Genomic DNA, 26202 nt, shown 5'->3' with positions numbered 1-26202 from the left:
TGGTATAAATTAGTTATTAATAAAGGAGGAGAAAAAATGATAAAAGTAACTTTAAAAGATGGAAAGGTTATGGAATTTGAAGATGGCATAAAGATAGCTGATATAGCTATGAAAATAAGTCCAGCTCTTTACAAAAAAGCATTAGTAGGTAAGGTTGATGGAAAAACAGCAGATTTAATGGAAAAACTTAATAAAGATTGTAAGTTAGAAATATTAACTTTTGATGATGATATGGGAAAATGGTCATTAAGACATACAGGATCTCATATATTAGCACAAGCAGTTAAAAGATTATATCCAGAAGTAAAACTTGCAATAGGACCTGCTATAGATAACGGATTCTATTATGATTTTGATGCTGAGTTTACTTTTACACCAGATATGGTTGAAAAAGTAGAAAAAGAAATGGCTAAAATAGTTAAAGAAAAGGAAGAATTAGAAAGATTTGAACTTCCAAGAAATGAAGCTATAGCTTTGATGAAAGAAAAAGATGAACCATATAAAGTAGAACTTATAGAAGATTTACCAGAAGATGAAGTAATATCATTTTATAAACAAGGTGATTTTGTAGATTTATGTGCAGGACCTCATGTTATGCATACAGGTAAAGTTAAAGCTATAAAATTATTATCTGTAGCTGGAGCTTACTGGAGAGGTAATGAAAATAATAAAATGCTTCAAAGAATTTATGGAACTGCATTCCCTAAAAAGAGTCAGTTAGATGAATATATAAATATGCTTGAAGAAGCTAAAAAAAGAGACCATAGAAAATTAGGAAAAGAACTTGACTTGTTTAGTATGCATGAAGAAGGTCCAGGATTCCCATTTTTCCATCCTAAGGGAATGGTAGTTAGAAATACATTAGAAAATTTCTGGAGAGATGAACATACAAAAGCAGGATATCAAGAAATAAGAACACCATTAATATTAAATGAGAATTTATGGCATCAATCAGGACACTGGGATCATTATAAAGAGAATATGTATTTTACTAAAATAGATAATGAAGATTATGCTATAAAACCTATGAACTGTCCAGGTGGAATATTAGTTTATAAAAATTCTATGCATTCATATAGAGATCTTCCACTTAGACTTTCAGAATTAGGAATAGTTCATAGACATGAACTATCAGGAGCATTACATGGACTTATGAGAGTTAGATGTTTTACTCAAGATGATGCTCATCTTTATATGACTAAAGAACAAATAAAAGATGAAATAGTAGGAGTAATAAAATTAATAGATAAATTCTATAAATTATTTGGATTTGAATATTTTGTAGAACTTTCAACAAGACCAGAAGATTCAATGGGAAAAGATGAAGATTGGGAAGTTGCTACAAATGGATTAGTAGAAGCTTTAAAAGCTGTAGGAAAAGAATATAAATTAAATGAAGGTGATGGAGCATTCTACGGACCTAAAATAGACTTCCATCTTAAAGATTGTATAGGAAGAACTTGGCAGTGTGGAACTATTCAATTAGATTTCCAAATGCCAGAAAGATTTGATTTAAGTTATATAGGAAAAGATGGAGAAAAACACAGACCGGTTATGGTTCATAGAACTATATATGGAAGTGTTGAAAGATTTATAGGAATATTAATAGAACAATATGCAGGGGCGTTCCCAGCTTGGCTTGCACCAGTTCAAGTTAAAATTATGAATATAACTGATTCTCAATTAGATTATTTAAATAAGGTTCAAGAAGAATTAAAAGAGCAAGGTTTAAGAGTAGAAGTTGATACAAGAAATGAAAAAATAGGATATAAAATCAGAGAAGCTCAACTTCAAAAAGTACCTTATATGATAATTTTAGGTGATAAAGAAGTAGAAAATGAAAAAATCTCTGTTAGAAATAGAAAAGATGGAGATCTAGGAACTATGGATATAAAAGAATTTATAGAAAAATTAAAAAAAGAAATAGAAGAAAAAATTAATTAATTTTAAATTTAACTTGACTTACTAAAAAGATAGTTATATAATAAATTTGTTAAGTAGAAACCAGCCGTTTCTCACCTTACAGCATGGCTAGTAGGGTTGAATGAATTCTTTTTAAAGATTATTATAAGGACGGCTTGAGTCGTCCTTTTTTTATTATATTAAAATGCCATAAGCAAATTCATTTGGAGGTGAAAATCATTAACAAAAATTTCCGCACAAATAATCAAATTAGAGAAAAAGAAATAAGATTAATAGGTGATAATGGGGAACAACTAGGCATAGTCGCTTCAAGGGATGCTCAAAAGATGGCCGATGAAAAAGAATTAGATTTAGTTATGGTATCTCCAGGAGCAAAACCACCAGTTTGTAAAATAATGAATTTTGGAAAATTCTTATATGAACAAACTAAAAAGGAAAAAGAAGCTAAGAAAAAACAAAAAGTTATAAACGTCAAAGAGGTAAGATTCAGCCCTAACATAGAAGCTCACGATATTGAAATTAAAGCTAAAAACGCTAGAAAATTCTTGCTTGCAGGTAACAAAGTTAAAGTTACAGTAAGATTTAGAGGTAGAGAAGCGGATTACTCATTTAAAGGAAGAAAAATACTAGATGCATTCTTCGAAAAAGTAGAAGAAGTTAGTATTATAGAAAAAAGGCCGAAATTAGAAGGTAGAAACATGATAATGATATTAGGGCCTAAAAAAGCTTAACAAATGAGAGGAGGAATTTAAAATGCCAAAAATGAAGACTAAAAGAGGCGCAGCAAAAAGATTTAAATTAACAGGAACAGGTAAATTAAAAAGAGCTAAAGCGTTCAAAAGCCATATATTGACAAAGAAAAGCAGAAAAACAAAGAGAAATCTTAGAAAAGCGACTTATGTTTCAGATTCACAAGAAAAAGTAATGAAGAAAATGTTACCATATCTATAATAGTGAGAGTACAAAGGAGGTAGTTTCAAAATGGCAAGAGTAAAAAGAGCGATGAATGCTCGTAAGCGTCATAAAAAGATATTAAAACTTGCAAAGGGATACTATGGTGGAAAAAGCAAGTTATTTAAAACTGCTAATGAAGCTGTTTTAAGATCATTAAGAAATGCATATGTAGGAAGAAAATTAAAGAAAAGAGATTATAGAAAACTTTGGATAGCAAGAATAAATGCTGCTTCAAGAATGAACGGACTTTCTTATTCTAAATTCATGAACGGTATAAAAACTGCAGGAATAACTATTAACAGAAAAATGCTTTCTGAAATAGCTATAAACGATCCAAAAGCATTTGCTGAATTAGTAGATGTAGCTAAGAAGCAATTAAGTGCATAATCTAACATAGGAATACGGCTTTTTAACTAAAGCCGTATTCTTTTATATAATATTAACAATAATATAACTATGGAAAAATATTATCGTTAATATTAAAATGATATGTGATAGGAGGAATATTAATTATGATACATAAGTATAAGAGATCTAAAAGGTTAGCTCCTGTTCAAATTTTAGCATTAGGATTTGTAGTAGCAATAGTTATTGGAGCTATATTACTTAGTTTGCCTATTGCATCTCAAGATGGAAATAGTACACCTTTTTTAGACAGTTTATTTACATCAACTTCTGCTGTGTGTGTAACAGGGTTAGCAGTTGTAGATACTGGTACTCACTGGACATATTTTGGTAAAACAGTTATCATGATTCTTATAGAAATTGGTGGACTAGGTTTCATGTCTTTTGCAACATTGATAGCTTTAATAGTAAAGAAAAAGATAACATTAAAAGAAAGACTAGTAATGCAAGAAGCTCTTAATACTTTTAATATACAAGGGCTAGTAAAATTAGCTAAATACATATTAATATTTACTTTTTCTATTGAAGGAGCAGGAGCTCTTTTACTATCTACACAGTTTATTCCTAAGTTTGGCGTTGCTAAAGGTATATATTATAGTATATTTCATGCAATATCAGCTTTCTGTAATGCTGGTTTTGATTTGTTCGGCAATTTTAGTAGTTTAACTGGTTTTGCAGATAATTCTGTTGTAATACTTGTTATATCAGGACTTGTAATTATAGGGGGATTAGGTTTTTATGTTTGGCAAGAAATATATAACTATAAGGGAATAAAAAAGTTATCTGTTCATACTAAATTAGTATTAACAACTAGTGTGATTTTGCTTGTAGCAGGTAGTATTTTGATGTTCTTATTTGAAAAAAACAATCCTGCAACTATAGGTAATATGTCATTAAAAAATAAATTATTATCATCTTTCTTTGCATCAGTAACTCCAAGAACAGCAGGATTTAATTCTATATCTACTACAGATATGACTGCTGCAGGAAATTTTTTAACTATAATGTATATGTTTATAGGTGGATCTCCAGGATCAACAGCAGGTGGTATAAAGACTACTACTATAGGTTTACTTATAATGACAGTTGTATCTGTTATTAAAGGTAAACAGGATACAGAGATATATAAAAGAAGAATATCAAAACAAACAGTTTATAGAGCTCTATCTGTAGTTATGATAAGTTTCTCTGTTGTTGTAATAGTTACTATTACTTTATCTATAACTCAAGTTAAAGTTCCATTTGAATATTATTTATATGAAGCTACCTCTGCATTTGGAACGGTAGGTTTAACACTAGGGTTAACTGGAAAATTAACAGCAGTTGGAAAAGTAATAATTTTAATTACTATGTATATAGGAAGAGTAGGACCTTTAACTATAGCTATGGCTTTAGCTAGAAAGAGAAGGTTAAATCCTAATTCTGTAAGATATCCTGAAGGGAAAATATTAGTTGGATAGAGGTGGATATTATGAAAAAGAAACAATTTGTAGTAATAGGTTTAGGAAGATTTGGAACATCAGTTGCTCAAACTTTATATTCTTTAGGAAATGACGTTTTAGCAGTAGATTCTAATGAGGATATAGTTCAAAATATATCAGAAAGTGTTACTCATTCTGTTCAAATAGATGCTACAGATGAAAACAGCTTAAGAGCACTTGGAATAAGTAATTTTGATGTAGCTGTAATTACTATAGGATCAGATATACAAGCAAGTACTATGGTAACATTATTGACTCAAGAATTAGGAGTTAAATATATAATAGCTAAAGCTAACAGTGAAATTCATGCTAAAGTTTTAAATAAGATAGGTGCAAATAAAGTAATACTTCCAGAACAAGATATGGGAGTTAGAGTAGCTCATAATTTAGTTTCTACCAATATATTAGATTATATAGAGTTATCACCAGAATACAGTATAGCTGAAATAGTAACTCCTTCAAAATGGCATGGAAAGACGTTAAAAGATATAAGTGTCAGAGCCAATTATGGTATAAATGTAGTTGCTTTAAAAAGAGGAAAAGAAATAAATGTAGCTCCTATAGCAGAGGATATAATTGAACCTGGTGATATAATAGTAGCTATAGGAAGCGAAGATGATCTTAATAAAGTAGAAAGTATGAGTGAAGGAAGCTAGAAGAGGTGCAACTGTGAACACAATTGAAAGTAAAGATAATTCTATGATAAAGCTTTTGCGAAAATTAAAGGAAAAAAAATATAGAGTTAAAGAGAAAAAATTTTTAATTGAAGGTTTCAGATTTGTAGAAGAAGCTTTAAAATCAAAATCTGAAATAGAAAGTATATTTGTTTTAGAAAAATCTTTAGATAAGTTTAAAAATTTATGTACTAGATATAATATAAATAATAATAATTGTTATGTTGTTAGTGAAGGGGCATTTAAGTCTATTTCTGATACTAAAAACCCTCAAGGAATTATAGCAATTGTAAAAAATAAAAAAATTGCTTTAAGTGAAAACAAAGGATTTTATATATTAGCAGATAAAGTTAAAGACCCTGGTAATATGGGAACTATAATAAGAACAGCCCATGCAGCAGGAGCCCTTGGAGTTATTATTACAAAAGGTACTGTAGATGTCTACAATGAAAAAACTTTAAGATCAACTATGGGATCTATATTTTATGTTCCTATTATAGAAGATTATTCTTTAAAAGTATTAGAAGAACTAAGAGAGACCGGATTCAAACTTTTGGTAAGTTCTTTAGATACTAAAAATAATTTTTATGATGTAGACTTAACAGGAAATCTTATTGTATCTGTAGGAAATGAAGGAAATGGAATAAGCGATGATATACTTAGTTTAGGAGATTTTAAAGTTAAAATACCTATGCCAGGTAATGCTGAATCTTTAAATGTAGCAGTGGCTTGTTCTATAATGACTTTTGAAAGAGTTAGACAAATAAATACTTTGAAATTTAATTAAATTGTTATTTAAGGTTGACAACAAAAGATAGTGAATGTAAAATTATGAAAAGAATAAACTTTAATATTTTATTAAACTATGATAAAGAGAGTAGATACTAATATATTTTTAAGAGAAGGTTGATCATAGGCTGTAAATCAACTAAAGTATTTAGTGTTGAAGTTCACTTTGGAGTTCTAAATGTGAAATTAAAAGTAGCATTTAGCGGTTAAGATCCGTTACATACTTTTGAGATGATATAAATTAATTATTTATGTTAATTAGGGTGGTACCGCGAGTTAAAGTTCGTCCCTTTCAGGGATGGGCTTTTTTTATTTGTATAAATTTAAAAATAATTTTATTAATAATAGAAAGGAGAAAAGATATGAAAGAACAATTAAATAATATAAAAGATAGTGCTTTAGAAAAATTAAGTAAAGCATCTACAAAAGATAGTTTAGAAGATATAAGAATAAAGTATCTAGGAAAAAAAGGAGAAGTAACAAAAATTTTAAAATCAATGGGTAGTTTATCTAAGGAAGAAAGACCTGTTGTTGGTAAGATTGCAAATGAAATAAGAGGGGTTATAGAGGGCAAAATAAAAGAAGCCTTAAGTGATATAAATAACAAAGAAAAATCAGAAAGACTTGGAAATGAAAATATAGATATAACTATGCCAGGGAAAAAACCTAAAATGGGTAAAAGACATCCCTTAGATTTAACACTTCAAAGTATGAAAGATATTTTCATATCTATGGGATTTACTATAGAAGAAGGTCCTGAAGTAGAACTTGATTATTATAATTTTGAGGCTTTAAATATTCCTAAAAATCATCCAGCAAGAGGAGAACAAGATACATTTTACATAAATGATAATGTAGTTTTAAGAACTCAGACTTCACCAATACAAATAAGAACTATGGAAAAACAAAAGCCACCTATAAAAATGATATCTCCAGGTAAAGTATATCGTTCAGATGATGTAGATGCTACTCATTCACCTATATTTTATCAAATGGAAGGATTAGTTGTAGATAAGGGTATAACTTTTTCTGATTTAAAAGGTACTTTAGAATTATTTGCAAAGAAGATGTTTGGAACTGAGGTTAAAACTAAATTTAGACCGCATCATTTCCCATTTACTGAACCTTCAGCAGAAATGGATGCTACATGTTTTGTTTGTGAAGGAAAAGGATGTAAAGTATGTAAGGGAAGTGGCTGGATAGAACTTTTAGGTTGTGGAATGGTTCATCCAGATGTTTTAAGAAATTGTGGAATAGATCCAGAAGTATATAGTGGATTTGCTTTTGGTTTTGGTGTAGATAGAATGGTTATGCTTAAGTATGGAATAGATGATATAAGATTGCTTTATGAAAGTGATATGAGATTTTTAAATCAATTTTAATAAATTAGGAGGTAATAAATATGAAAGTTCCAGTAAAATGGTTAGAAGATTATGTTGATATAGATATTTCACCAGAAGAATTAGGAGATAGACTTACTTTATCAGGATCTAAAGTAGAAGAAGTTATAACTACAGGAGATGAAATACAAAATGTAGTTACAGGAAAAATTAATAAAATAGAAAGACATCCTGATGCAGATAAATTAGTTATATGTCAAGTTGATATAGGTAAAGAAGAAGAAATTCAAATAGTAACAGCTGCAACAAATATGAAAGAACAAGATATTGTTCCAGTAGCACTTCATGGGTCTACATTACATGGTGGACTTAAAATTAAAAAAGGTAAATTAAGAGGTGTACTTTCAAATGGTATGTTCTGTTCTGAAGAAGAACTTGGATTAGCTGGAGATAAAGAAGTAATTGGACTTATGATTTTACCTCAAGATACTGTTATAGGAGAAGATATTAAAAAGGTATTAAACATGGAAAGTTCTATTATAGATTTTGAAATTACGTCTAATAGACCAGATTGTTTAAGTGTTGTAGGAATAGCTAGAGAAACAGCTGCTACTTTAAATAAAAAATATACTATGCCTAAAACAAAATTTACTCCATCTTCTAATGAAAAAATAGAAGATATTTTAAAAGTAGAAATAAAAGATGATTTATGTAGAAGATATATGGCAAGAGGAGTTAAAAATGTAAAAATACAAAAATCTCCTTCTTGGATTGAAGATAGATTGTTAGAAGCAGGGGTAAGACCTATAAATAACATAGTTGATATAACTAATTTTGTAATGCTTGAAATGGGTCAACCGATGCATGCTTTCGATGTTAGAGAAATAACTACTGGAAACATAGTAGTGGAAAGAGCTAAAAAAGGAGAAAAATTCACTACTTTAGATGAATCAGAAAGAGAATTAGATGAAAATATTCTTAATATAAAAGATGGTGATAGAACTATTGCTATTGCCGGTATAATGGGCGGATTAAATTCTGAAGTTAAAGAAGATACTGCAGATGTAATATTAGAATGTGCTAATTTTGATGGAACTAATGTGAGAGTATCATCACAAAAACTGTCTTTAAGAACAGAAGCTTCATCTAGATTTGAAAAAGATTTAGATCCTAATTTAGTTCAAGAAGCTATGGACAGAGCCTGCTTTTTAATTGAAGAGCTAGGAGCTGGAGAAGTAATGAGTGGAACTATAGATTTATATAAAAACAAGCTTCAGCCTCATACTTTAAAAGTAAGTTCTTCTTGGGTAAATAAATTCTTAGGAACTGATATATCAAAAGAAGATATGAAAGAGTATTTAGATAGATTAGATCTTTCTACAAGCATAGAAGAAGATACTTTAAATATAAATGTTCCTACTTTTAGATGTGATATGAATATAAAAGAAGATGTGGCAGAAGAAATAGCTAGAATATATGGATATAATAATGTTCCAATTACTAATATGAAAAGTGTTACAGAAAAATCTGCTAAAAGTGAAAAACAAAGATTAGATGATAAACTTGTTGAAGGTTTAATATCTAGTGGACTAAATCAATCTATAAGTTATTCTTTTACAAGTCCAAAAGTATTTGACAAAATTCTTTTAAAAGAAAACAGTTATTTAAGAAATACAGTTAAGATAAAGAACCCTCTAGGAGAAGATTTTAGTGTTATGAGAACAACTACTGTACCTTCTATGATGGAATCTTTAGCAAGAAACTATTCTAGAAATAACAGTGAAGCTTCTTTATTTGAAATTGGAAAAGTTTATATTCCTAAAAATAATGGTGAAGATTTACCAGAAGAAAGAAACATAGTTAATATAGGAATATATGGTGGAGTAGACTATTATAATTTAAAAGGCATTGTTGAAAATTTAATGGAAACATTAGGTATAGAAACTTTTAAACTAAAAAGAGAAACAGAAAATCCATCATTTCACCCAGGAAGAGCTGCTGCTTTATATATAAAGAAAGAGTTAGTTGGAATATTAGGAGAAATACATCCAGATGTTCAAGAAAACTATGGTATAAAAGAAAGATGTTATATGGCAGAATTAAACTTAGATGTTTTATATAAGCATTCTAGTTTAATAAAAATGTATGAACCACTTCCTAAGTTCCCAGCAGTTACTAGAGATTTAGCTGTAATTTTAGATGATGAAATATTAGTTCAAGATATAGAAAACATAATAAAAAATAAAGGTGGAAAAATATTAGAAGAAATCAAACTTTTTGATGTTTATAGAGGAAAGCAAATTCCAGAAGGAAAGAAAAGTGTTGCTTATTCAATAGTTTATAGAGATAACAAAAAAACTTTAAGAGATGAAGAAGTAAACAAAGTTCATAACAAAATTATAAGAACTCTAGAAAATAATTTAGGTGCTCATCTTAGATAATATTATAAATATGTGTTTTATATATACAAGTTTTATGATAGAATTAGTATTAAGATATAGTTATTGTACACTATAATAGGAATATCTAAGAGGGTGTATTGATGAATATTATAACAGTTAAAATAAATGGTGTTGAATACAACTTAAAAGGGGAAGAACAGGAAGACTATCTACATAAGGTTGCTAGGCATGTAGATAGAAAGATACAAAGTATATTAGATAATAACCCCAAATTAAGTACTTCTTCTGCAGCAATATTAACTGCTATGAATGCTGTAGATGAGAGGCTTAAAGAACAAGAAAAAACATTACAGTTAGAAAAACAATTAGAAAAAGCTGAGTTTGAAAAACAAGAGCAGGAAAATAGTATTGCTAGTTTAAAAAACAGTTTAAATAATGAGAAAAAAATTAGAAAAAGCTTAGAAGAAAAAATAGATAATGTTGATTTAGATGATTCGGTTAAAGAAAAAGAAGAGCAGATTAAGAAAATGTCTGTAGAAATGAAATTGATGCAGGATACAGCAAGAAAATATATGGAAGATAATAATTTGCGTAAAGCTGAAATGAAAGATTTAAAATTCCAACTACAATCTGCTAAATATAAAATAATGGATATGGAAAAAAAGCTTTTAGATAGCCAAGTAAATTTAGCAAGAGAAAAGAAACAAAGAAATGCTTTAAAGGTGAATAATTTATAAAAAACATGCAATTTTTGCATGTTTTTTTATTTTTACTATTTAAAATACTATCTAAGTTTAAAAATTGTATAAATCCTCTAACTATCTATATAACTTGCAATAAATTATAAAGGTTATATAACAAATTTTATAAGTATACATATAGTATTAATATAAATTTATGATATTACATTTATTTTAGGCATAAGAATATAATGGATGAGTTAGGAGGGGTGAAATGAAAGTACTATTTTGTATAAGAAGTGATTACTATAGGAATTTTTCAGAAGATTCTATACAAATGCTAAAAATGCTTGAATATTTAAAAAGTAAAGGTGCACAAGTTGATATAAATGATGGTAATATATATGATTATTCTTCTTATGATATAGTTCATTTATTTAATCTCAGTAAGATAGGAGAAACTTATAAATATTATAAATTAGCAAAGAAATATAAGAAGAAGATAGTGCTTTCTCCTTTGTATTGGGATTATAGTAAATACTATAAATATATAGATGATGAGGAAGATTTGAAATTATGGAAAAAGTGTAATTTATATAGACTAGAAGTATTAAGAGGAAGTTCTATTATATATGTTAACAGCAAATGTGAAGGAGAGCTTATTAAAAACAATTTTGAAAAAAATATTGAGTATAAAGTTATATATACTGGTGTTGATTTAGAAAATGAAGGATTACCATTATATAGTTTTAAAGAAAGGCATAATTTGAATAATTTTATTCTTAGCATAGGAAGAATATCAAGAAGTAATAATCAACTTATGCTTGCAAAGGTTTGTAATGATTTAGATTATAATCTTCTTCTTATAGGAAATGTTTATGATACAGAATATTATAATAAGTGTATGAAATATTATAATGTATTAAGGTTAAAAGATGTTGACAATTATGATATATATAATGCTTATAAATTTGCTAAAGTATATGTTCAGCCAAGCTTTTTGCAAACATCTTATATAAGTTGTATGCAGGCAGCTCTTCATGGATGTAATATAATAACATCTAACAGTGGTGTTTCAAAAGAATATTTTAAAGATATGGCAACATATTTTGACCCTTATAATTATGAAAGTATGTATAAAGCTATAAGTTCAGCTTACAAAAAGAGAAAAAATGATAATTTAAGAAATCATGTTCTTAAGAATTATAAATGGGAAACAAGTTTAGAAAAATTATATAAAAGTTATATTGAAATATTAGATAAGAAATGTAAGAAGAATATTATATATTAAATTTAAACATATGGTGTGATTTTCTGTTATCACCATATGTTTTTTTATAATAAATTAAACTAAATAATTAATAAATATGAAAGGAGTATTGAAAAAAATAGATCTTATATTTGGGACAATTATTTATTTTGTGAGGTTAATCTATATTTTTTAAATATTTATGTTATAGTGTATAATGTAGTTTAGGAAAGATAGTAGGAGAGATGAAAATGATTGATATAGAGTTACTGGCTCCAGCTGGAGGAATGGAAAGTTTATGTGCAGCAGTTCAATCTGGAGCAAATGCAGTATACATAGGAGGTAGCAAATTTTCAGCAAGGGCATATGCAAGTAATTTTACTGATGAGGATATAAAAAAAGCAGTAGATTATTGTCATTTATATAAAGTTAAATTATATGTTACTTTAAACATATTAATAAAGGATAATGAAATAAAAGATGCTTTAGAATATATTAAATTTTTATATATAACAGGGGTAGATGCCCTTATAGTTCAAGATTTAGGGGTAGCCTCTTTAATTAAAAAATATTTTCCGGATTTTGAGCTTCATGCTTCAACACAAATGACTATTCATAATGGAGAGGGAGCACTATTTTTAAAAAATATAGGTTTTCATCGAATAGTTTTATCTAGAGAGCTTTCTCTTAAAGAAATAAAATATATATCTAAAGATTTAAATATTGAAACAGAAACTTTTGTTCATGGTGCATTATGTGTCTGTTATTCTGGACAATGTCTTATGAGTAGTATACTAGGCGGAAGAAGTGGGAATAGAGGTAGATGTGCTCAACCTTGTAGATTACCCTATACCATGATAAATAAAGAAACTAAAGAAGAAAGAAAAGGATTTTTACTAAGTCCTAAAGATATTTGTACTTTAGATAATGTAGAAGATTTAATAAAAACTGGTACTAAGTCTTTTAAAATAGAAGGAAGAATGAAAAGACCGGAATATGTAGCAGGAGTAGTTAGAGCTTATAGAAAAGCTATAGATAAAGTACTTAAAAAAGAAGATAGTTTTAATTTTAATAGATACAACAATGAATTACTCCAATTATTTAATAGAGAAGGATTTTCTAAGGCATATTTATATAAAAATGTAGGCAAAGATATGATATCATCTAAGTTTCCTAAAAATACAGGTGTGTTTTTAGGAAAGGTAGAAAAGGATAGATATATAAAATTAAATGAAGATTTAACTTTAAAAGATGGTATAAGAAATAAAGACAAAGGATTTACTGTGTCAAAAATAATAAAAAATAATAAAGAAGTAGATAAAGCCTTTAAAGGGGATAAAATAAAAATAAAACCTTTAAATTATAAAAGTGGAGATAGACTTTATAAAGCTTCAAGTAAAGAACTTTTAGATTCTTTAAAAGATACATATAAAGATAAATTCGGCAGAAAAATATTTTTAGATGTAAAAGTTAAATTTAAAATAGGAGATCCTATAGAAGTATATTGTATATATGACAACAAAGAATATTTAGTTAAAGGAGATATAGTTCAAGAGGCTAAAAAAGTACCTTTAACAAAAGAGAAGATAAATAAGAGCTTGAAAAAAAGTGGAGAAACTCCATTTAAAATAGAAAAAATTGATTTTCAATGTTTTGAAGAAGGTTTTATGCCAGTATCATCATTGAATAAATTAAGACGAGATTTAGTAGATGAAATAGAAAATCATATATTAAAGAATAAAAATGATAAAAAGTTAAATATAAAAAATCATATGTTAAGTGATTATAGTATAAATAAAAATGAAATGCCAGAAACTATGATTTTAGTTAACAGTAAAGATCAACTTAAGGCAACAATAGAAAATGGCTTCCAAAATATTATTTTAGATATATTTATGAAAAATGATTTAAAGGTAGAAGACATAGAAAAATATTCAAAAGGAAAAACTAATGTATATTTAAAAATACCTAATATAATAAAAGAAGAATTTTCTTATGTAGAAAAAGTTATAAACAATAATATAGATTATATAAAAGGAATAGTAACAGCTAATTTAGGAATTATATCAAAGTTTAATAATAAATTAGATGTAATAGGAGATTATAAATTAAACATATTTAATTCAGATTCAAATAGTTTTTATAACAAATATTTAAATTTATCTTGTTTAAGTGTTGAACTTAATAAAAAAGAGTTAAGTAATATATTAAGAAAAAATGATAAGAATCAAATGCTCATCTATGGTAAGATAGAAAATATGGTTAGTGAGTATTGTCCTATAGGAAGTTTTTTTGGAGGAAAATCTAAGAAACATAACTGTAATAAACCTTGCCTAGATGCTAACTTTTATATGAAAGATAGATTAGGAATTGAATTTCCTATAAAAACTGATGACTTTTGTAGGAGTCATATATATAACAGTTTACCTATAAATTTAATATCTAATTTTGAAGAGTTAGATAATATGGGATGTAGGTATTATAGGCTAGATTTTATAGAGGAAACTTATAGTGAAGTAGAAGATATATTAAAATCATTTAAAAAGAAAAAATGGGATAAAGATTTTAAAAATTACACTAGAGGACATTTTAAAAGAGGAGTTCAATAGTTTGTTAGTTTAACTTAAGGTATATTTAAATAAATAACAGTCAGTTAATTATTTAAATATACGGAAGAAGGGTGGTTCAAAGGTGAACGATAAAGCTATTAAAGTTTTAGAATTTAATAAAATAAAAAATATATTAAAAGATTATACTAATACAACGGCGGGAAAAGATATCATAGATGAATTAGTACCTTATGAAAATATATATGAGGTAAAAGAACATATAGAGGAAACAAAAGAAGCTTTTAAACTTTTAGTTACTAAAGGTGCTCCACCATTTGAAGGTGTATATGACGTAAGAGATGGAATATCAAGAGCAGGAAAGGGATCAGTTTTGATTCCAGGTCAACTTTTAAAGATAGCATCAATGTTAAGAGCTGCTAGAAGATTTAAAGACTATATAAATCATAAAGAGGAAGAAGAATCTTTTAGAGTTTTAGAAAATATATGTGAAGGTATAACTTTACTTAAGAATATAGAAGATCATATTTTTAATGCCATAGTAGGAGAAGAAGAAATATCAGATAAGGCAAGTTCTAAACTATATAATATAAGAAGAAGTTTAAAAGATAAAAATTATTCTGTTAGAGGAAAAATAAATTCTTTAGTTAGATCTTATTCTTCTTATCTTCAAGAGAATATATATACAGTTAGAGGAGATAGATATGTACTTCCAGTAAAAGCAGAACACAAGGGAGCTGTTAAAGGTCTTGTACATGATCAAAGTTCTAGTGGCGCTACTTTATTTATAGAACCTATAAGTCTTGTTAATTTAAATAATGAAATAAAAGAATTAATGCTTAAAGAAAAAGCTGAAATAGAAAGAATATTAGATGAGCTATCTAGAGAAGTTTATCAAAATATTGAAGTGGTAAGGATAAATGCTGATATAATATGGGAACTAGATTTTATTTTTTCAAAAGCTAAGTTTGCAAGTGAATATAACTGCACATATCCAATTATAAATGATAAAGGTATTATTGATATAATAGAAGGAAGACATCCTCTTATAGATAGAAAAGAAGTAGTTCCTATAAGTGCAAATTTAGGTAAGGATTTTACTTCTTTAATAATAACAGGACCGAACACTGGTGGTAAAACAGTTACTTTAAAAACTGTTGGTTTAATACATTTAATGGCAATGAGTGGACTTATGATACCAGCAAGAGAAAATTCAGTAGTAGCTTATTTTGATGAAGTATTTGCAGATATAGGAGATGAGCAAAGCATAGAACAAAGTTTATCTACATTCTCTTCTCATATGAAAAATATAGTAGATATTATAGATAGATCAGATGATAAATCTTTGGTTTTATTTGATGAATTAGGAGCAGGAACAGATCCTACAGAAGGAGCAGCACTTGCTGTTTCTATATTAGAAAATTTAAGAAAAAGAAATACTAAAATTATTGCAACTACTCATTATAGTGAATTAAAAGGATATGCCTTAAAAACTGAAGGAGTTGAAAACGCATCTGTTGAGTTTGATGTTGAAACTTTAAAACCTACTTATAGATTGTTAATAGGTGTACCAGGTAAATCTAATGCTTTTGAAATATCTAAAAGATTAGGGCTTCCTAATTATATAATAGATTATGCAAGAGACAATATATCTAATGATAACTTAAAGTTTGAAGAATTAATTCAAAGTTTGCAAGAAAAAAGTATAAAAGCAGAAACAGATGCAAGATTAGCAGAGAATTTAAAATTAGAAGCTCATAAAGAAAAATCTAAATTAAAAGATAAAATGGAAAAATTACAAAATGTACGTGATAAAGAAATTTTTGGTGCTAGAAGAGAAGCTAAAAATATAATAAGAGAAGCTAAAGAAGAAGCAGATAAAATATTAAAAGATATAAGACAGATTGAAAGAATGGGCTATTCTTCAGAGGCAAGGCAAAAGTTAGAAGAACAAAGAAAAAAATTAAAAGATAAATTAGATGCTGCAGAAGAAAAAGCTATAAAACCTGAAGCTAAAGGTGAGGCTTTAAAAAATGTTGAAGAAGGGCAAGAAGTATTTGTGCCTTCATTAAACCAAAAGGTTATTGTATTGTCTAAAGCAGATAATAAAGGAGAAGTTTTAGTTCAAGCAGGTATAATGAAAGTAAGTGTTAAATTAAAAGATTTAAGAGCTTCAAATACTACTTCAAGTAGTAGTAATAATAAAGGAAATAGAAAGAAATCAAAGAAAAAAATGAAACTTAATATTAAATCCGTAAGCTCTTCTGTAGATCTTAGAGGAATGGACTCACAAGAAGCTGAATATACAGTAGATAAATATTTAGATGAAGCTTATATGGCAGGTCTTGGAGAAGTTACAATAATACATGGTAAAGGTACAGGGGTACTTAGAAAAGCTATAACTGATATGTTAAAAAGACATTATCATGTTAAGAATTATAGATTAGGAGAATATGGAGAAGGTGGAAGTGGAGTTACTGTAGCGGAACTTAAGTAAAGTTTTGTTTCTATATAAATAATAAAAGGATAAATAAGGGGATCTTTATATGATTTTAGTAAGTGCATGTTTATGTGGAGTGGATTGTAAATATAATGGAAAAAATAATTTAAATGAAAAAGTATTAAAACTTTTAAAAGAAGGAAAAGCAATGCCCATTTGTCCAGAACAGCTAGGGGGGCAAGCTACTCCAAGACCAGCTCATGAAATAAATAATGGAACTGGAGCAGATGTTTTAGATGGAAAAGCTAAAATACTAGGACCAGATGGTGATGATGCAACTAAAGAATTTTTAAAAGGTGCATATGAAACTTTAAAAATAGGTAAAGAATGTGATGCTAAAATAGCTGTTTTAAAAGCAAGAAGTCCATCATGTGGATTTAAAAGAATATATGATGGTACTTTTTCAGGAAATAAAAAAGATGGTAATGGTGTTACAGCAGAGCTACTTTTAAGAAATGGAATAAAGATTTATACAGAAGAAAATATAGATGAATTATTAAAAGAGTTTTAGTTAATATATGTAATTAAGTATATTAAGTTTACATACTAACACATATATTATAAAATTATATCAATGTTATATAGTTTATCTAGGAGGGAAAATAATGGATTATAAAGATGTCTTAAAAAGTGCTCGTCAAAATTTAAATGGAAGTTGTAGAGTTTGTGCTGTCTGTAATGGTAAAGCCTGCTCTGGAGAAGTGCCTGGTATGGGAGGCAAGGGAACTGGACAAGCATTTACTAGTAATATAGATGCATTAAATTCTTATAAATTAAATATGAGATTAATACATGATGCAAAACATCCAGATACATCTGTAAATATATTTGGCAAAGATATGGATATACCTGTTTTTGCTGCACCAGTTTCTGGTACTACCTTGAATATGGGTGGTAAAATATCAGAAGAAGATTATATATCTTGGGTTATTGGAGGATGTCTTGATGCAGGAATATATCCTATGGTTGGAGATACTGCAGTAGATTCATTTTTAATAACAAATTTAAAACAATTAGAAAAGTTTAATGGAGAAGGTATTGCAGTAATTAAACCTTGGGAAAATAAGAATGTTATAAATAAAATAAAGTTGGCAGAAAAAGCAGGAGCCTTTGCTATAGGAATGGATATAGATGCAGCAGGTCTTATAACTTTAGCTCTTCATGGAAAACCTGTTGAACCTAAAACCGTAGAAGAAATAAAAGAAATAGTTAAAAGTACAAATTTACCCTTTATATTAAAGGGTGTAATGACAGTAGAAGATGCCAAATTAGCTGTAGAAGCAGGGGTAGATGCTATTGTTGTATCTGATCATGGTGGAAGAGTACTAGATCAAACTCCAGGAGTTGCAGATGTGTTACCTAAAATAGCAGATGAAGTTAAAGGGAAAATAACAATATTTGCAGATGGTGGAGTAAGATCTGGAGTAGATGTATTAAAATTAATAGCATTAGGTGCAGATGCTGTTCTTATAGGAAGACCTTTTGTTACTGCTTCTTTTGGAGGAGAAAGAGAAGGGGTAAAACTTTATGTTGAGAAACTAAAAAGCGAACTTAAATCAGCTATGGTTTTAACTGGATGTAAAGATATTAAAGATATAGATAGAAAAGTAATATATAATTACTAGAAGGTTTTATGTTTATTTTAGTAGTTAAGATACATTTCTAGAATATTTTTAAGAGATGATTTAATAATAAGATTATAATAGATTATTTTAATTGTACTATATATAAGTAACAGCTTATAACAAAGTAACTTTTGTTATAAGCTGTTATTTTTATATTTAAATTTAAAAGATTCAAGGTATATTTTACTAATAAAACTAGAAATTTAACAAAAAAACTCTTGACGGAATAATTAAAGTGGAGTATTATCTTTAATAAGATAATACTTTAAAGTGGTAAAGTGATAAAATAAATAAGGTGGATATGATATATGAATGAATGGAAAAAATGTATTCCAGACGGAACCCGAGATGTGATTTTTGATGAGTGTACAGATAAATCAAATATTGAAAATAAAATAAGAAATATTTATATGAAAAGAGGATATAAAGAGATAAAGTCCCCAACCCTTGAGTTTTATGATGTATTTAATGTTGAAAATCAGCCTATAAAACAAGAAAAAATGTACAAATTATTTGATGCACAAGGAAGAATATTAGTATTAAGACCAGATATGACAATGCCAATAGCTAGAATAGTCTCTTCAAAAATTCAACAAGCTTGTTATCCTATAAAAATATGTTATACAGCTAATGTCTTTAGAATAAATGAAAGCTTATATGGAAAAATGGGAGAAATAACACAATCAGGAATTGAAATTATAGGAACAAAAGATATTAAAGCAGATATAGAATTATTGATAACAGCAATAAATTCTATGGTATCTATAGGTATTAAAAATTTTAAAATAGAAATAGGGCAAAATGATTTTTATAAATCTATTGTAGAAGAATCAGGTATAAATGATGTTGAAATAAAAAAATTAACTAGATTAGTAGAAAATAAAAATTTTGCTGGAGTAAGAAATTTTGTTAATAAAAGAAAAGATAGTATTAATGAAAATTCAGTAGAAGTATTAAAGAAACTGCCAGAATTATTTGGAGGAATTGAAGTATTATATCAAGCTGAAAAATTAACAAATAATAAAAAAGCATTAAAGGCTTTAAAAAATATAAGAGAGATTTATGAAGTTATAGACCAAATAGGATTTAGCAAATATTTATCTATAGATTTAGGAATGGTACAACATATAAATTATTATACTGGAGTTATCTTTAGAGGATATGTAAGTGAAACTGGTGGAGAATTTTTAAGAGGGGGAAGATATGACAAGTTATTAAAAGAATTTGGAGTTGAAATGCCAGCTACAGGGTTTTCTATAAATATTGATAGCATAATGAAGTCTATAAAGAAAGAAAAGAAAAATTTAAATGAATTATATATGAATTGTTATGTTTATTGTGAGGAAAATAATTTATTTAGTGAAGCCTATAATTTAGTAGAAAATATGGAAGAAAGAAATATAAAAGCAGAAATTGGATTGGCTGAAGATGAAAAAAAAGCTGTTGATTATTGTAAGAACTTTAATATTGAGAGTATGTTAAGTGTTATAGATTATTCAAATATTAAGTTATGGAATATTAAAAAAGAAACTTTTAAAAAACTATCATCTTTTGATAAAGAAAAAGTAATTAAAGAGATAAAGGAAATATATTAAACGTAGAAAGAAAGGTGATTTTTTATGAATTGTATAAAAGTAGCTTTAACAAAGGGACGATTAGAAAAGAATGCAATTAATATATTTGAAAAAATAGGGGTTAATTGTGATGAACTTATAAATAAAGGAAGAAAACTTATTTTAAAAAGTAGCAATTCAAATATTGAATTTATTTTAATAAAAGCAGTAGATGTACTTACTTATGTAGAGCGTGGAGTTGTAGATATTGGAATAGTAGGAAAAGATACTTTAATGGAATATAACAGACAATTATACGAAGTAGTAGATTTGAAAGTAGGTAAATGTAAATTTGCCTTGGCATCTATTCCAAATTTTAGTATAAAGGAAGGCTTTAACAGAAAGAAAATAGCTACAAAGTATCCTAATGTTGCTAGAGAGTATTTTAAGGGAAAGGGACAAGATATAGAAATTATAAAAATGGAAGGATCAGTAGAGTTGGCTCCACTAGTAGGGCTTGCAGATGCAATAATTGATATAGTGGAAACTGGTAATACGTTAAAAGAAAATGGATTAATCGTATTTGAAGATATATGTAGTATAAGTGCCAGGATGATTGTTAATAAAAACAGTATAAAAATAAAGAAAAAAGAAATAACAGAAATTATAGAAAAAGTTGAAGGTTGTGTTGAAAACTTTTAAAAATACATTGAATTTTCTAAATATATATAATTTAAAATGTATTTAGAAAAATATTTTAAATTTTATACAAAATTTATAAACTAAACTTTAAGTTAATATAGAAAATTAATAATTAAACTATACTTATCAGTTTATTGGGCAGTTAAATTAACAACAAGATGAGATACATAATTATAGATTATTTTTTATTTTTTATAAAATTAGTGAGTTTCATAAGAAATAATAAGGAGGTAAAGATGATAAAAATAGTTAGAGAAGAAAATAAAAATATTAATTATATAGAAAAATTAAAAGAAAGAGCAGAAGAATTACAAGTAGATGTAAATATGACTGTACAAAAAATATTAGAAGACGTAAGAAAAAATGGAGATGAAGCTGTTTTAAATTATACTAATAAATTTGATAGTTGCAATGTGAAAAGTTTACTTGTTACAGAAAAAGAAATAGAGGATGCATATAAAAGTGTTGAAAAAGAGTTTATAGATGCCATTTTACTTGCTAAAGAAAATATAGAATGTTTTCATAGAAAACAGAAAAATAATTCTTGGATTATGACTAAAGATAAAGGCATTACAATGGGCCAAACAGTTAGAGGATTAGATAGAGTTGGGGTATATGTTCCAGGAGGAAAGGCTTCTTATCCATCTTCAGTACTTATGAATGTTATACCAGCTAAAGTAGCAGAAGTTAATGAAATTATAATGGTAACACCTCCCTCTAAGGATGGTAGTATAAATCCTAATATACTAGTAGCTGCAAAAATAGCTGGAGTAGATAAAATATATAAAGTTGGAGGGGCTCAAGCTATAGGGGCATTAGCCTATGGAACAGAGTCTATTTTTAAAGTAGATAAGATTGTAGGACCAGGTAATATATATGTTGCTTTAGCTAAAAAAGCTGTTTATGGGAATGTAGATATAGACATGATAGCAGGTCCTAGTGAAATATTAATTATTTCAGATGAAAATGGAGAAGCAAAATATATTGCTGCTGATTTAATTTCTCAAGCAGAACATGATAAATTAGCGTCATCTATATTGGTTACTACTTCAGAAAAACTAGCTAATGATGTTTACAAAGAAATTCAAAGACAAGTTGAAACTTTAGAAAGAAAAGAAATAATAAAAGAATCTCTTAAAAATTATGGAGCAATTATTGTTACATCTAGTATTAAAAAAGCTATAGAAATAGCTAATACTATATCACCGGAACATTTAGAGCTTATGGTAAATAATCCGTTTGTATACCTTGGAAATATAAAAAATGCTGGATCAATATTTCTTGGAAAATTTTCACCAGAACCATTAGGAGATTATATGGCAGGGCCAAATCATGTACTACCAACAAGTGGGACTGCAAAATTTTTCTCACCACTTTCAGTAGATGATTTTATTAAAAAATCTAGTTATATATATTATTCAAGAGACGCCTTAGAAGATGTAAAAGATAAGATAATTAAAATAGCTGAAACAGAAAAACTTACAGCTCATGCTAATTCTATAAAAGTGAGGTTTGAAAAGTAATGGAAAAATTATTTAGAGAAGATTTAAAATATTTTAAACCCTATAAGGTAGGCAAAGAGAATTATAAAATAAAATTAGATGCTAATGAAAGTTTCATAAAATATCCTAAAGAAATAGAAAAAGAGATTTTAAATGCTGTACAAAATACAATGTTTAATAGATATCCAGATGAGATGTCAAGAGATTTACGTAAGTTATATGGAGAATATATTGGTGCTGATGAAGATAATATAATAGTTGGAAATGGATCAGATGAACTTATACAAATAATAACTAATACTTTTTTAGATAAAGGTGATAAAGCAGCTATGGTAATGCCAGACTTTTCTATGTATGATATTTACACTGAAATTGCTAGAGGAAGTATGGTTAAAATCCCTCTTGATGACGAATTTAATATAGATATACAAAATCTCATAGATACTGTTAATAAAGAAAAGTGTAAAATATTATTTTTATCTAATCCAAATAACCCTATAGGAAGAATTATAAAAAGGGAAGATATTATTAAAATAATAGAAAATTGTAATAGCATTGTTGTAATAGATGAAGCTTATATGGAGTTTTATGGAGATAGCATAATAGATAAATGTAATTGTTATAAAAATTTAATAGTACTAAGAACATGTTCAAAGGCTTTAGGTGCTGCAGCTATAAGACTTGGTTTTTTAATAGCTAATATTGAATTAGTGGAGGAGATATTAAAAGTTAAACCGCCTTTTAATGTTAATGCATTAACTCAAAATGTAGGTTCTGTACTTTTAAAAGATAAAGATTTTATTATTAAAAATGTAAATAAAATAATAGAAGAAAGAGAGTACTTGTATAAAGAATTAAGAAAAATAAAAGAGTTTAAAGTATATAAGTCTTATGCAAATTTTATACTTATAGAAACTAAAAATTCAGACAAAATAAATGATTTTTTAATTAAGAAAGGAATAAAATTAAGAAGCTTCAAAGAAGGAAGACTTAAAAATTTTTTAAGAATAACTGTGGGAACAAGAGAAGAAAATAATATAGTACTAAGTAAGATAAGGAATTTTTAATTTATAAATCCAAGGGGATGTGAGAAAAGATATGAGAAAATCAGAAATAGAAAGAAACACAAGTGAAACTTCTATAAAAATATCTTTAGATTTAGATGGAACTGGGAAATACGATATAAATACAGGAATAGGGTTTTTTGATCATATGTTAAGTCTTACATGTAAACATGGTTTGTTAGATTTAGATATACAAGCTAAAGGGGATTTGGAGGTGGATTCACACCATACTATAGAAGATATAGGGATTGTTTTAGGTGAATGTATTGAAAAAGCTATAGGAGATAAAAAAGGTATAAAAAGATATGGTACAAGTTTTTTGCCTATGGATGAAACTTTAGCGTTAGCTTCCCTTGATATTAGTGGAAGACCTTTTTTAGTATTTGATGGAGAATTTACTTGTGATAAATTAGGTGATTTCGATGTTGAAATGGTAGAAGAATTTTTTAGAGCAGTTGCGTTTAATGCAGGAATTACGCTGCATTTAAAAATAATGTATGGAAAAAATAATCATCATATGGTTGAAGCGTTATTTAAAGCATTTGGTAGAGCTTTTCGTGAAGCAGTTAGTAAAGATTCAAAAATAAAAGGAGTAATGTCTACAAAGGGAGTTTTATAAATTAGTGGGGTGATTTAATGATAGCTATAGTAGACTATGGCATGGGTAACTTAAAGAGTGTTCAAAATGTATTAGACTTTTTAAAAATACCATCAACAATAACTAATAGAGAAGATGAAATTTTAAATGCTAAAGGAGTAATACTTCCAGGGGTAGGGGCTTTTCCAGATGCTATGAAATATATAAAGAATAAGAAGCTAGATGAAGTTATAAAAAAAGTAGTTAAGGCTAATAAACCAATCCTTGGAATATGTCTTGGAATGCAGCTTTTGTTTGATGAAAGTGATGAAGTTGAAAAAACAAAAGGATTAGGTTTTATAAAGGGAACTATTAAAAAACTTGAAGTAGATTTAAAGATACCACATATGGGATGGAATAATCTGAAAATAAATAAAAATAGTCCTTTGCTTAAAGGTGTAAAAGAAGATAGTTATGTGTACTTTGTTCATTCTTATTGTGCAGTATTAAAAAACAAAGATGTATTAAATTCTTATTGTGAGTATAGTGTAAAAGTACCGGCTATAGTAAGCTCAGATAATATATATGGTATTCAATTTCATCCAGAAAAAAGCGGTGATGTAGGAATGAAAATATTAAAAAATTTTGGAGAGTTGATAAAATGATAATAATTCCGGCTATAGATTTAATTAATAAAAAGTGTGTTAGGTTATACAAAGGAGAATTTTCTTCTTTAGAAGTTGTAGGTAAAAATCCTCTAGAAGTTGCAAAAAAATTTGAAGCTGAAGGAGCAAAGTATATACATATAGTAGATCTAGATGGAGCTCGAGGCTTTAATAATAAAAATATTGATATTATAGAGAAAATAGTTGAAGAAGTTAAAATACCAATAGAACTTGGTGGGGGAATAAGAGATATAGATAGCATAGATCTTTTTATTGAAAAAGGAGTGTCTAGAGTTATTCTTGGAACTGCTGCTTTAAATAATAAAGAACTTCTTTTGAAGGCTGTAGATAAGTATGGAGAAAAAATTGCAGTTGGTATAGATGCTAAAGATGAATATGTAGCAGTAAATGGATGGACAAAGGTTAGTAAAATCCATTATATTGACTTTGCAAAAGAAATAGAAAAAATAGGAATTGAAACTATAATATTTACAGATATAAGTAGAGATGGAACTTTAAAAGGACCTAATTTAAATCAACTTATGAAGCTTAAAGAAAGTGTAAATTGTAACATAATAGCTTCTGGAGGAATTAAAAATATGAAGGATTTAGAGGATTTAAAGGAAATGGATCTTTATGGAGCTATAACTGGAAAGGCTGTATATTCTGGAAATATAGATTTAAAAGAAGCTGTTAAATTGTAGCCTAATAGAATAAAGGTAGAACCCTATTAAAATTGAATTTATATAAAAGTTATATGGAGGTGTTAGAAATGCTAACTAAAAGAATAATACCTTGTTTAGACGTAAAAGCTGGCAGAGTTGTTAAAGGTGTAAATTTTGTAGGCTTAAAAGATGTAGGTGACCCAGTACAAATTGCAGAAATTTATAGTGAAGCTGGTGCAGATGAAATAGTGTTTTTAGATATAACTGCAACTTATGAAGAAAGAAAAACAATGATAGATGTAGTAAGAAAAACAGCAGAAAAAGTATTTATACCACTTACTGTAGGTGGAGGAATAAATACTGTTGAAGATTTTAAAAATATTTTAAGAGCAGGAGCAGATAAGGTTTCTATAAATTCAGCAGCAGTTAAAAATCCTAATCTTATAACAGAGGCTTCTAGAAAATTTGGTAATCAATGTGTAGTAGTAGCTATAGATGGGAAATTAAGAGAAGATAAAACTGGATGGGATGTATTTATAAGTGGAGGAAGAGTTAATACTAAATTAGATGCTATAGAATGGGCAAAAAAAGCTGAAAGTTTAGGGGCTGGAGAAATATTATTAACTAGTATGGATGCAGATGGAACTAAAGGCGGATATGATATTAATTTTTTAAATGCTATTTGTGATTCTGTAAATATCCCAGTTATTGCATCTGGAGGATGTGGAAATATAGAACATTTTTATGATGTGTTTGATAAAACAGATGCAGATGCAGCACTAGCGGCTTCATTATTCCATTATAAAGAGCTTACTATACCAGAAGTTAAAAGATACTTAAAAAATAAGAATGTAGAAATTAGGTTATAGATGATTGAAAATAATT

23 protein-coding genes and 2 other annotated features are annotated in these 26202 nt (G+C 27.5%); all 23 genes read left to right on the top strand.

What is annotated here, in order from left to right:
- Positions 1-36 precede the first annotated feature (36 nt).
- The 23 genes from thrS (at position 37) to hisF (ending at position 26186) form a co-directional block, all read left to right on the top strand.
- Positions 37-1944 carry a threonine--tRNA ligase gene (gene thrS, locus ABDZ71_RS19060; RefSeq protein WP_343764367.1) on the top strand — a complete coding sequence of 636 codons (1908 nt, stop codon included), beginning with the start codon at positions 37-39 and terminating at the stop codon, positions 1942-1944.
- A gap of 45 nt (positions 1945-1989) precedes the next feature.
- Positions 1990-2101: a sequence feature (ribosomal protein L20 leader region), on the top strand.
- Positions 2102-2132: 31 nt separating this feature from the next.
- Positions 2133-2654 (top strand): translation initiation factor IF-3, encoded by a 522-nt coding sequence (gene infC / locus ABDZ71_RS19055; protein WP_343764587.1) that lies wholly within the window; start codon positions 2133-2135, stop codon positions 2652-2654.
- A 22-nt stretch (positions 2655-2676) separates the two neighbouring features.
- Positions 2677-2874, top strand: coding sequence for a 50S ribosomal protein L35 (rpmI, locus tag ABDZ71_RS19050; RefSeq protein WP_343764365.1), 198 nt, complete (start codon positions 2677-2679; stop codon positions 2872-2874).
- 30 nt (positions 2875-2904) lie between these two features.
- Positions 2905-3264 (top strand): 50S ribosomal protein L20, encoded by a 360-nt coding sequence (gene rplT, locus ABDZ71_RS19045; protein WP_343764363.1) that lies wholly within the window; start codon positions 2905-2907, stop codon positions 3262-3264.
- A 125-nt stretch (positions 3265-3389) separates the two neighbouring features.
- Positions 3390-4742, top strand: coding sequence for a TrkH family potassium uptake protein (locus ABDZ71_RS19040; protein WP_343764361.1), 1353 nt, complete (start codon positions 3390-3392; stop codon positions 4740-4742).
- A gap of 11 nt (positions 4743-4753) precedes the next feature.
- Positions 4754-5419: a potassium channel family protein gene (locus tag ABDZ71_RS19035; RefSeq protein WP_343764359.1), complete on the top strand. Its 666-nt coding sequence runs from the start codon at positions 4754-4756 to the stop codon at positions 5417-5419.
- A 43-nt stretch (positions 5420-5462) separates the two neighbouring features.
- Positions 5463-6224: a TrmH family RNA methyltransferase gene (locus tag ABDZ71_RS19030; RefSeq protein WP_343764586.1), complete on the top strand. Its 762-nt coding sequence runs from the start codon at positions 5463-5465 to the stop codon at positions 6222-6224.
- Between the two features lie 69 nt (positions 6225-6293).
- Positions 6294-6520, top strand: a binding site (T-box leader).
- A 68-nt stretch (positions 6521-6588) separates the two neighbouring features.
- Complete coding sequence (gene pheS, locus ABDZ71_RS19025; protein ID WP_343764357.1) at positions 6589-7608, top strand: phenylalanine--tRNA ligase subunit alpha; 1020 nt, start codon at positions 6589-6591, stop codon at positions 7606-7608.
- 20 nt (positions 7609-7628) lie between these two features.
- Positions 7629-10007, top strand: a complete 2379-nt coding sequence (pheT, locus tag ABDZ71_RS19020; RefSeq protein WP_343764355.1) for a phenylalanine--tRNA ligase subunit beta — start codon at positions 7629-7631, stop codon at positions 10005-10007.
- A 101-nt stretch (positions 10008-10108) separates the two neighbouring features.
- Positions 10109-10705 (top strand): cell division protein ZapA, encoded by a 597-nt coding sequence (locus tag ABDZ71_RS19015; protein WP_343764353.1) that lies wholly within the window; start codon positions 10109-10111, stop codon positions 10703-10705.
- Between the two features lie 217 nt (positions 10706-10922).
- Positions 10923-11939, top strand: a complete 1017-nt coding sequence (locus ABDZ71_RS19010) for a glycosyltransferase (RefSeq protein ID WP_343764351.1) — start codon at positions 10923-10925, stop codon at positions 11937-11939.
- 209 nt (positions 11940-12148) lie between these two features.
- Positions 12149-14506: a U32 family peptidase gene (locus tag ABDZ71_RS19005; RefSeq protein ID WP_343764349.1), complete on the top strand. Its 2358-nt coding sequence runs from the start codon at positions 12149-12151 to the stop codon at positions 14504-14506.
- An 82-nt stretch (positions 14507-14588) separates the two neighbouring features.
- Entirely contained in the window at positions 14589-16961 is a 2373-nt protein-coding gene (locus tag ABDZ71_RS19000) for an endonuclease MutS2 (protein WP_343764347.1), read from the top strand.
- Positions 16962-17010: 49 nt separating this feature from the next.
- Positions 17011-17475: a 2-thiouracil desulfurase family protein gene (locus tag ABDZ71_RS18995; protein ID WP_343764345.1), complete on the top strand. Its 465-nt coding sequence runs from the start codon at positions 17011-17013 to the stop codon at positions 17473-17475.
- A 94-nt stretch (positions 17476-17569) separates the two neighbouring features.
- On the top strand, positions 17570-18589 hold the full coding sequence (locus tag ABDZ71_RS18990; RefSeq protein ID WP_343764343.1) for an alpha-hydroxy-acid oxidizing protein: 1020 nt from the start codon (positions 17570-17572) through the stop codon (positions 18587-18589).
- 308 nt (positions 18590-18897) lie between these two features.
- On the top strand, positions 18898-20184 hold the full coding sequence (locus ABDZ71_RS18985; protein ID WP_343764341.1) for an ATP phosphoribosyltransferase regulatory subunit: 1287 nt from the start codon (positions 18898-18900) through the stop codon (positions 20182-20184).
- A gap of 24 nt (positions 20185-20208) precedes the next feature.
- Entirely contained in the window at positions 20209-20844 is a 636-nt protein-coding gene (gene hisG / locus ABDZ71_RS18980; protein ID WP_343764339.1) for an ATP phosphoribosyltransferase, read from the top strand.
- A gap of 236 nt (positions 20845-21080) precedes the next feature.
- Positions 21081-22367, top strand: coding sequence for a histidinol dehydrogenase (gene hisD, locus ABDZ71_RS18975; protein WP_343764337.1), 1287 nt, complete (start codon positions 21081-21083; stop codon positions 22365-22367).
- Positions 22367-23413, top strand: a complete 1047-nt coding sequence (hisC, locus tag ABDZ71_RS18970; protein WP_343764335.1) for a histidinol-phosphate transaminase — start codon at positions 22367-22369, stop codon at positions 23411-23413. The genes hisD and hisC overlap by 1 nt, the downstream gene beginning before the upstream one ends.
- A gap of 31 nt (positions 23414-23444) precedes the next feature.
- A complete protein-coding gene (hisB, locus tag ABDZ71_RS18965; protein ID WP_343764333.1) occupies positions 23445-24029 on the top strand; it encodes an imidazoleglycerol-phosphate dehydratase HisB in 585 nt (194 codons plus the stop codon).
- 17 nt (positions 24030-24046) lie between these two features.
- Positions 24047-24652: an imidazole glycerol phosphate synthase subunit HisH gene (gene hisH, locus ABDZ71_RS18960; protein WP_343764331.1), complete on the top strand. Its 606-nt coding sequence runs from the start codon at positions 24047-24049 to the stop codon at positions 24650-24652.
- On the top strand, positions 24649-25356 hold the full coding sequence (gene hisA, locus ABDZ71_RS18955) for a 1-(5-phosphoribosyl)-5-[(5-phosphoribosylamino)methylideneamino]imidazole-4-carboxamide isomerase (protein WP_343764329.1): 708 nt from the start codon (positions 24649-24651) through the stop codon (positions 25354-25356). The genes hisH and hisA overlap by 4 nt, the downstream gene beginning before the upstream one ends.
- Positions 25357-25424: 68 nt before the next feature.
- Positions 25425-26186 carry an imidazole glycerol phosphate synthase subunit HisF gene (gene hisF / locus ABDZ71_RS18950; RefSeq protein ID WP_343764327.1) on the top strand — a complete coding sequence of 254 codons (762 nt, stop codon included), beginning with the start codon at positions 25425-25427 and terminating at the stop codon, positions 26184-26186.
- Positions 26187-26202: the final 16 nt, after the last annotated feature.

Origin of the sequence: Clostridium oceanicum (genome assembly GCF_039521385.1) — a bacterium.
Lineage (GTDB): Bacteria > Bacillota > Clostridia > Clostridiales > Clostridiaceae > Clostridium_F > Clostridium_F oceanicum.
This window is presented reverse-complemented; position numbering and strand designations above follow the sequence as displayed.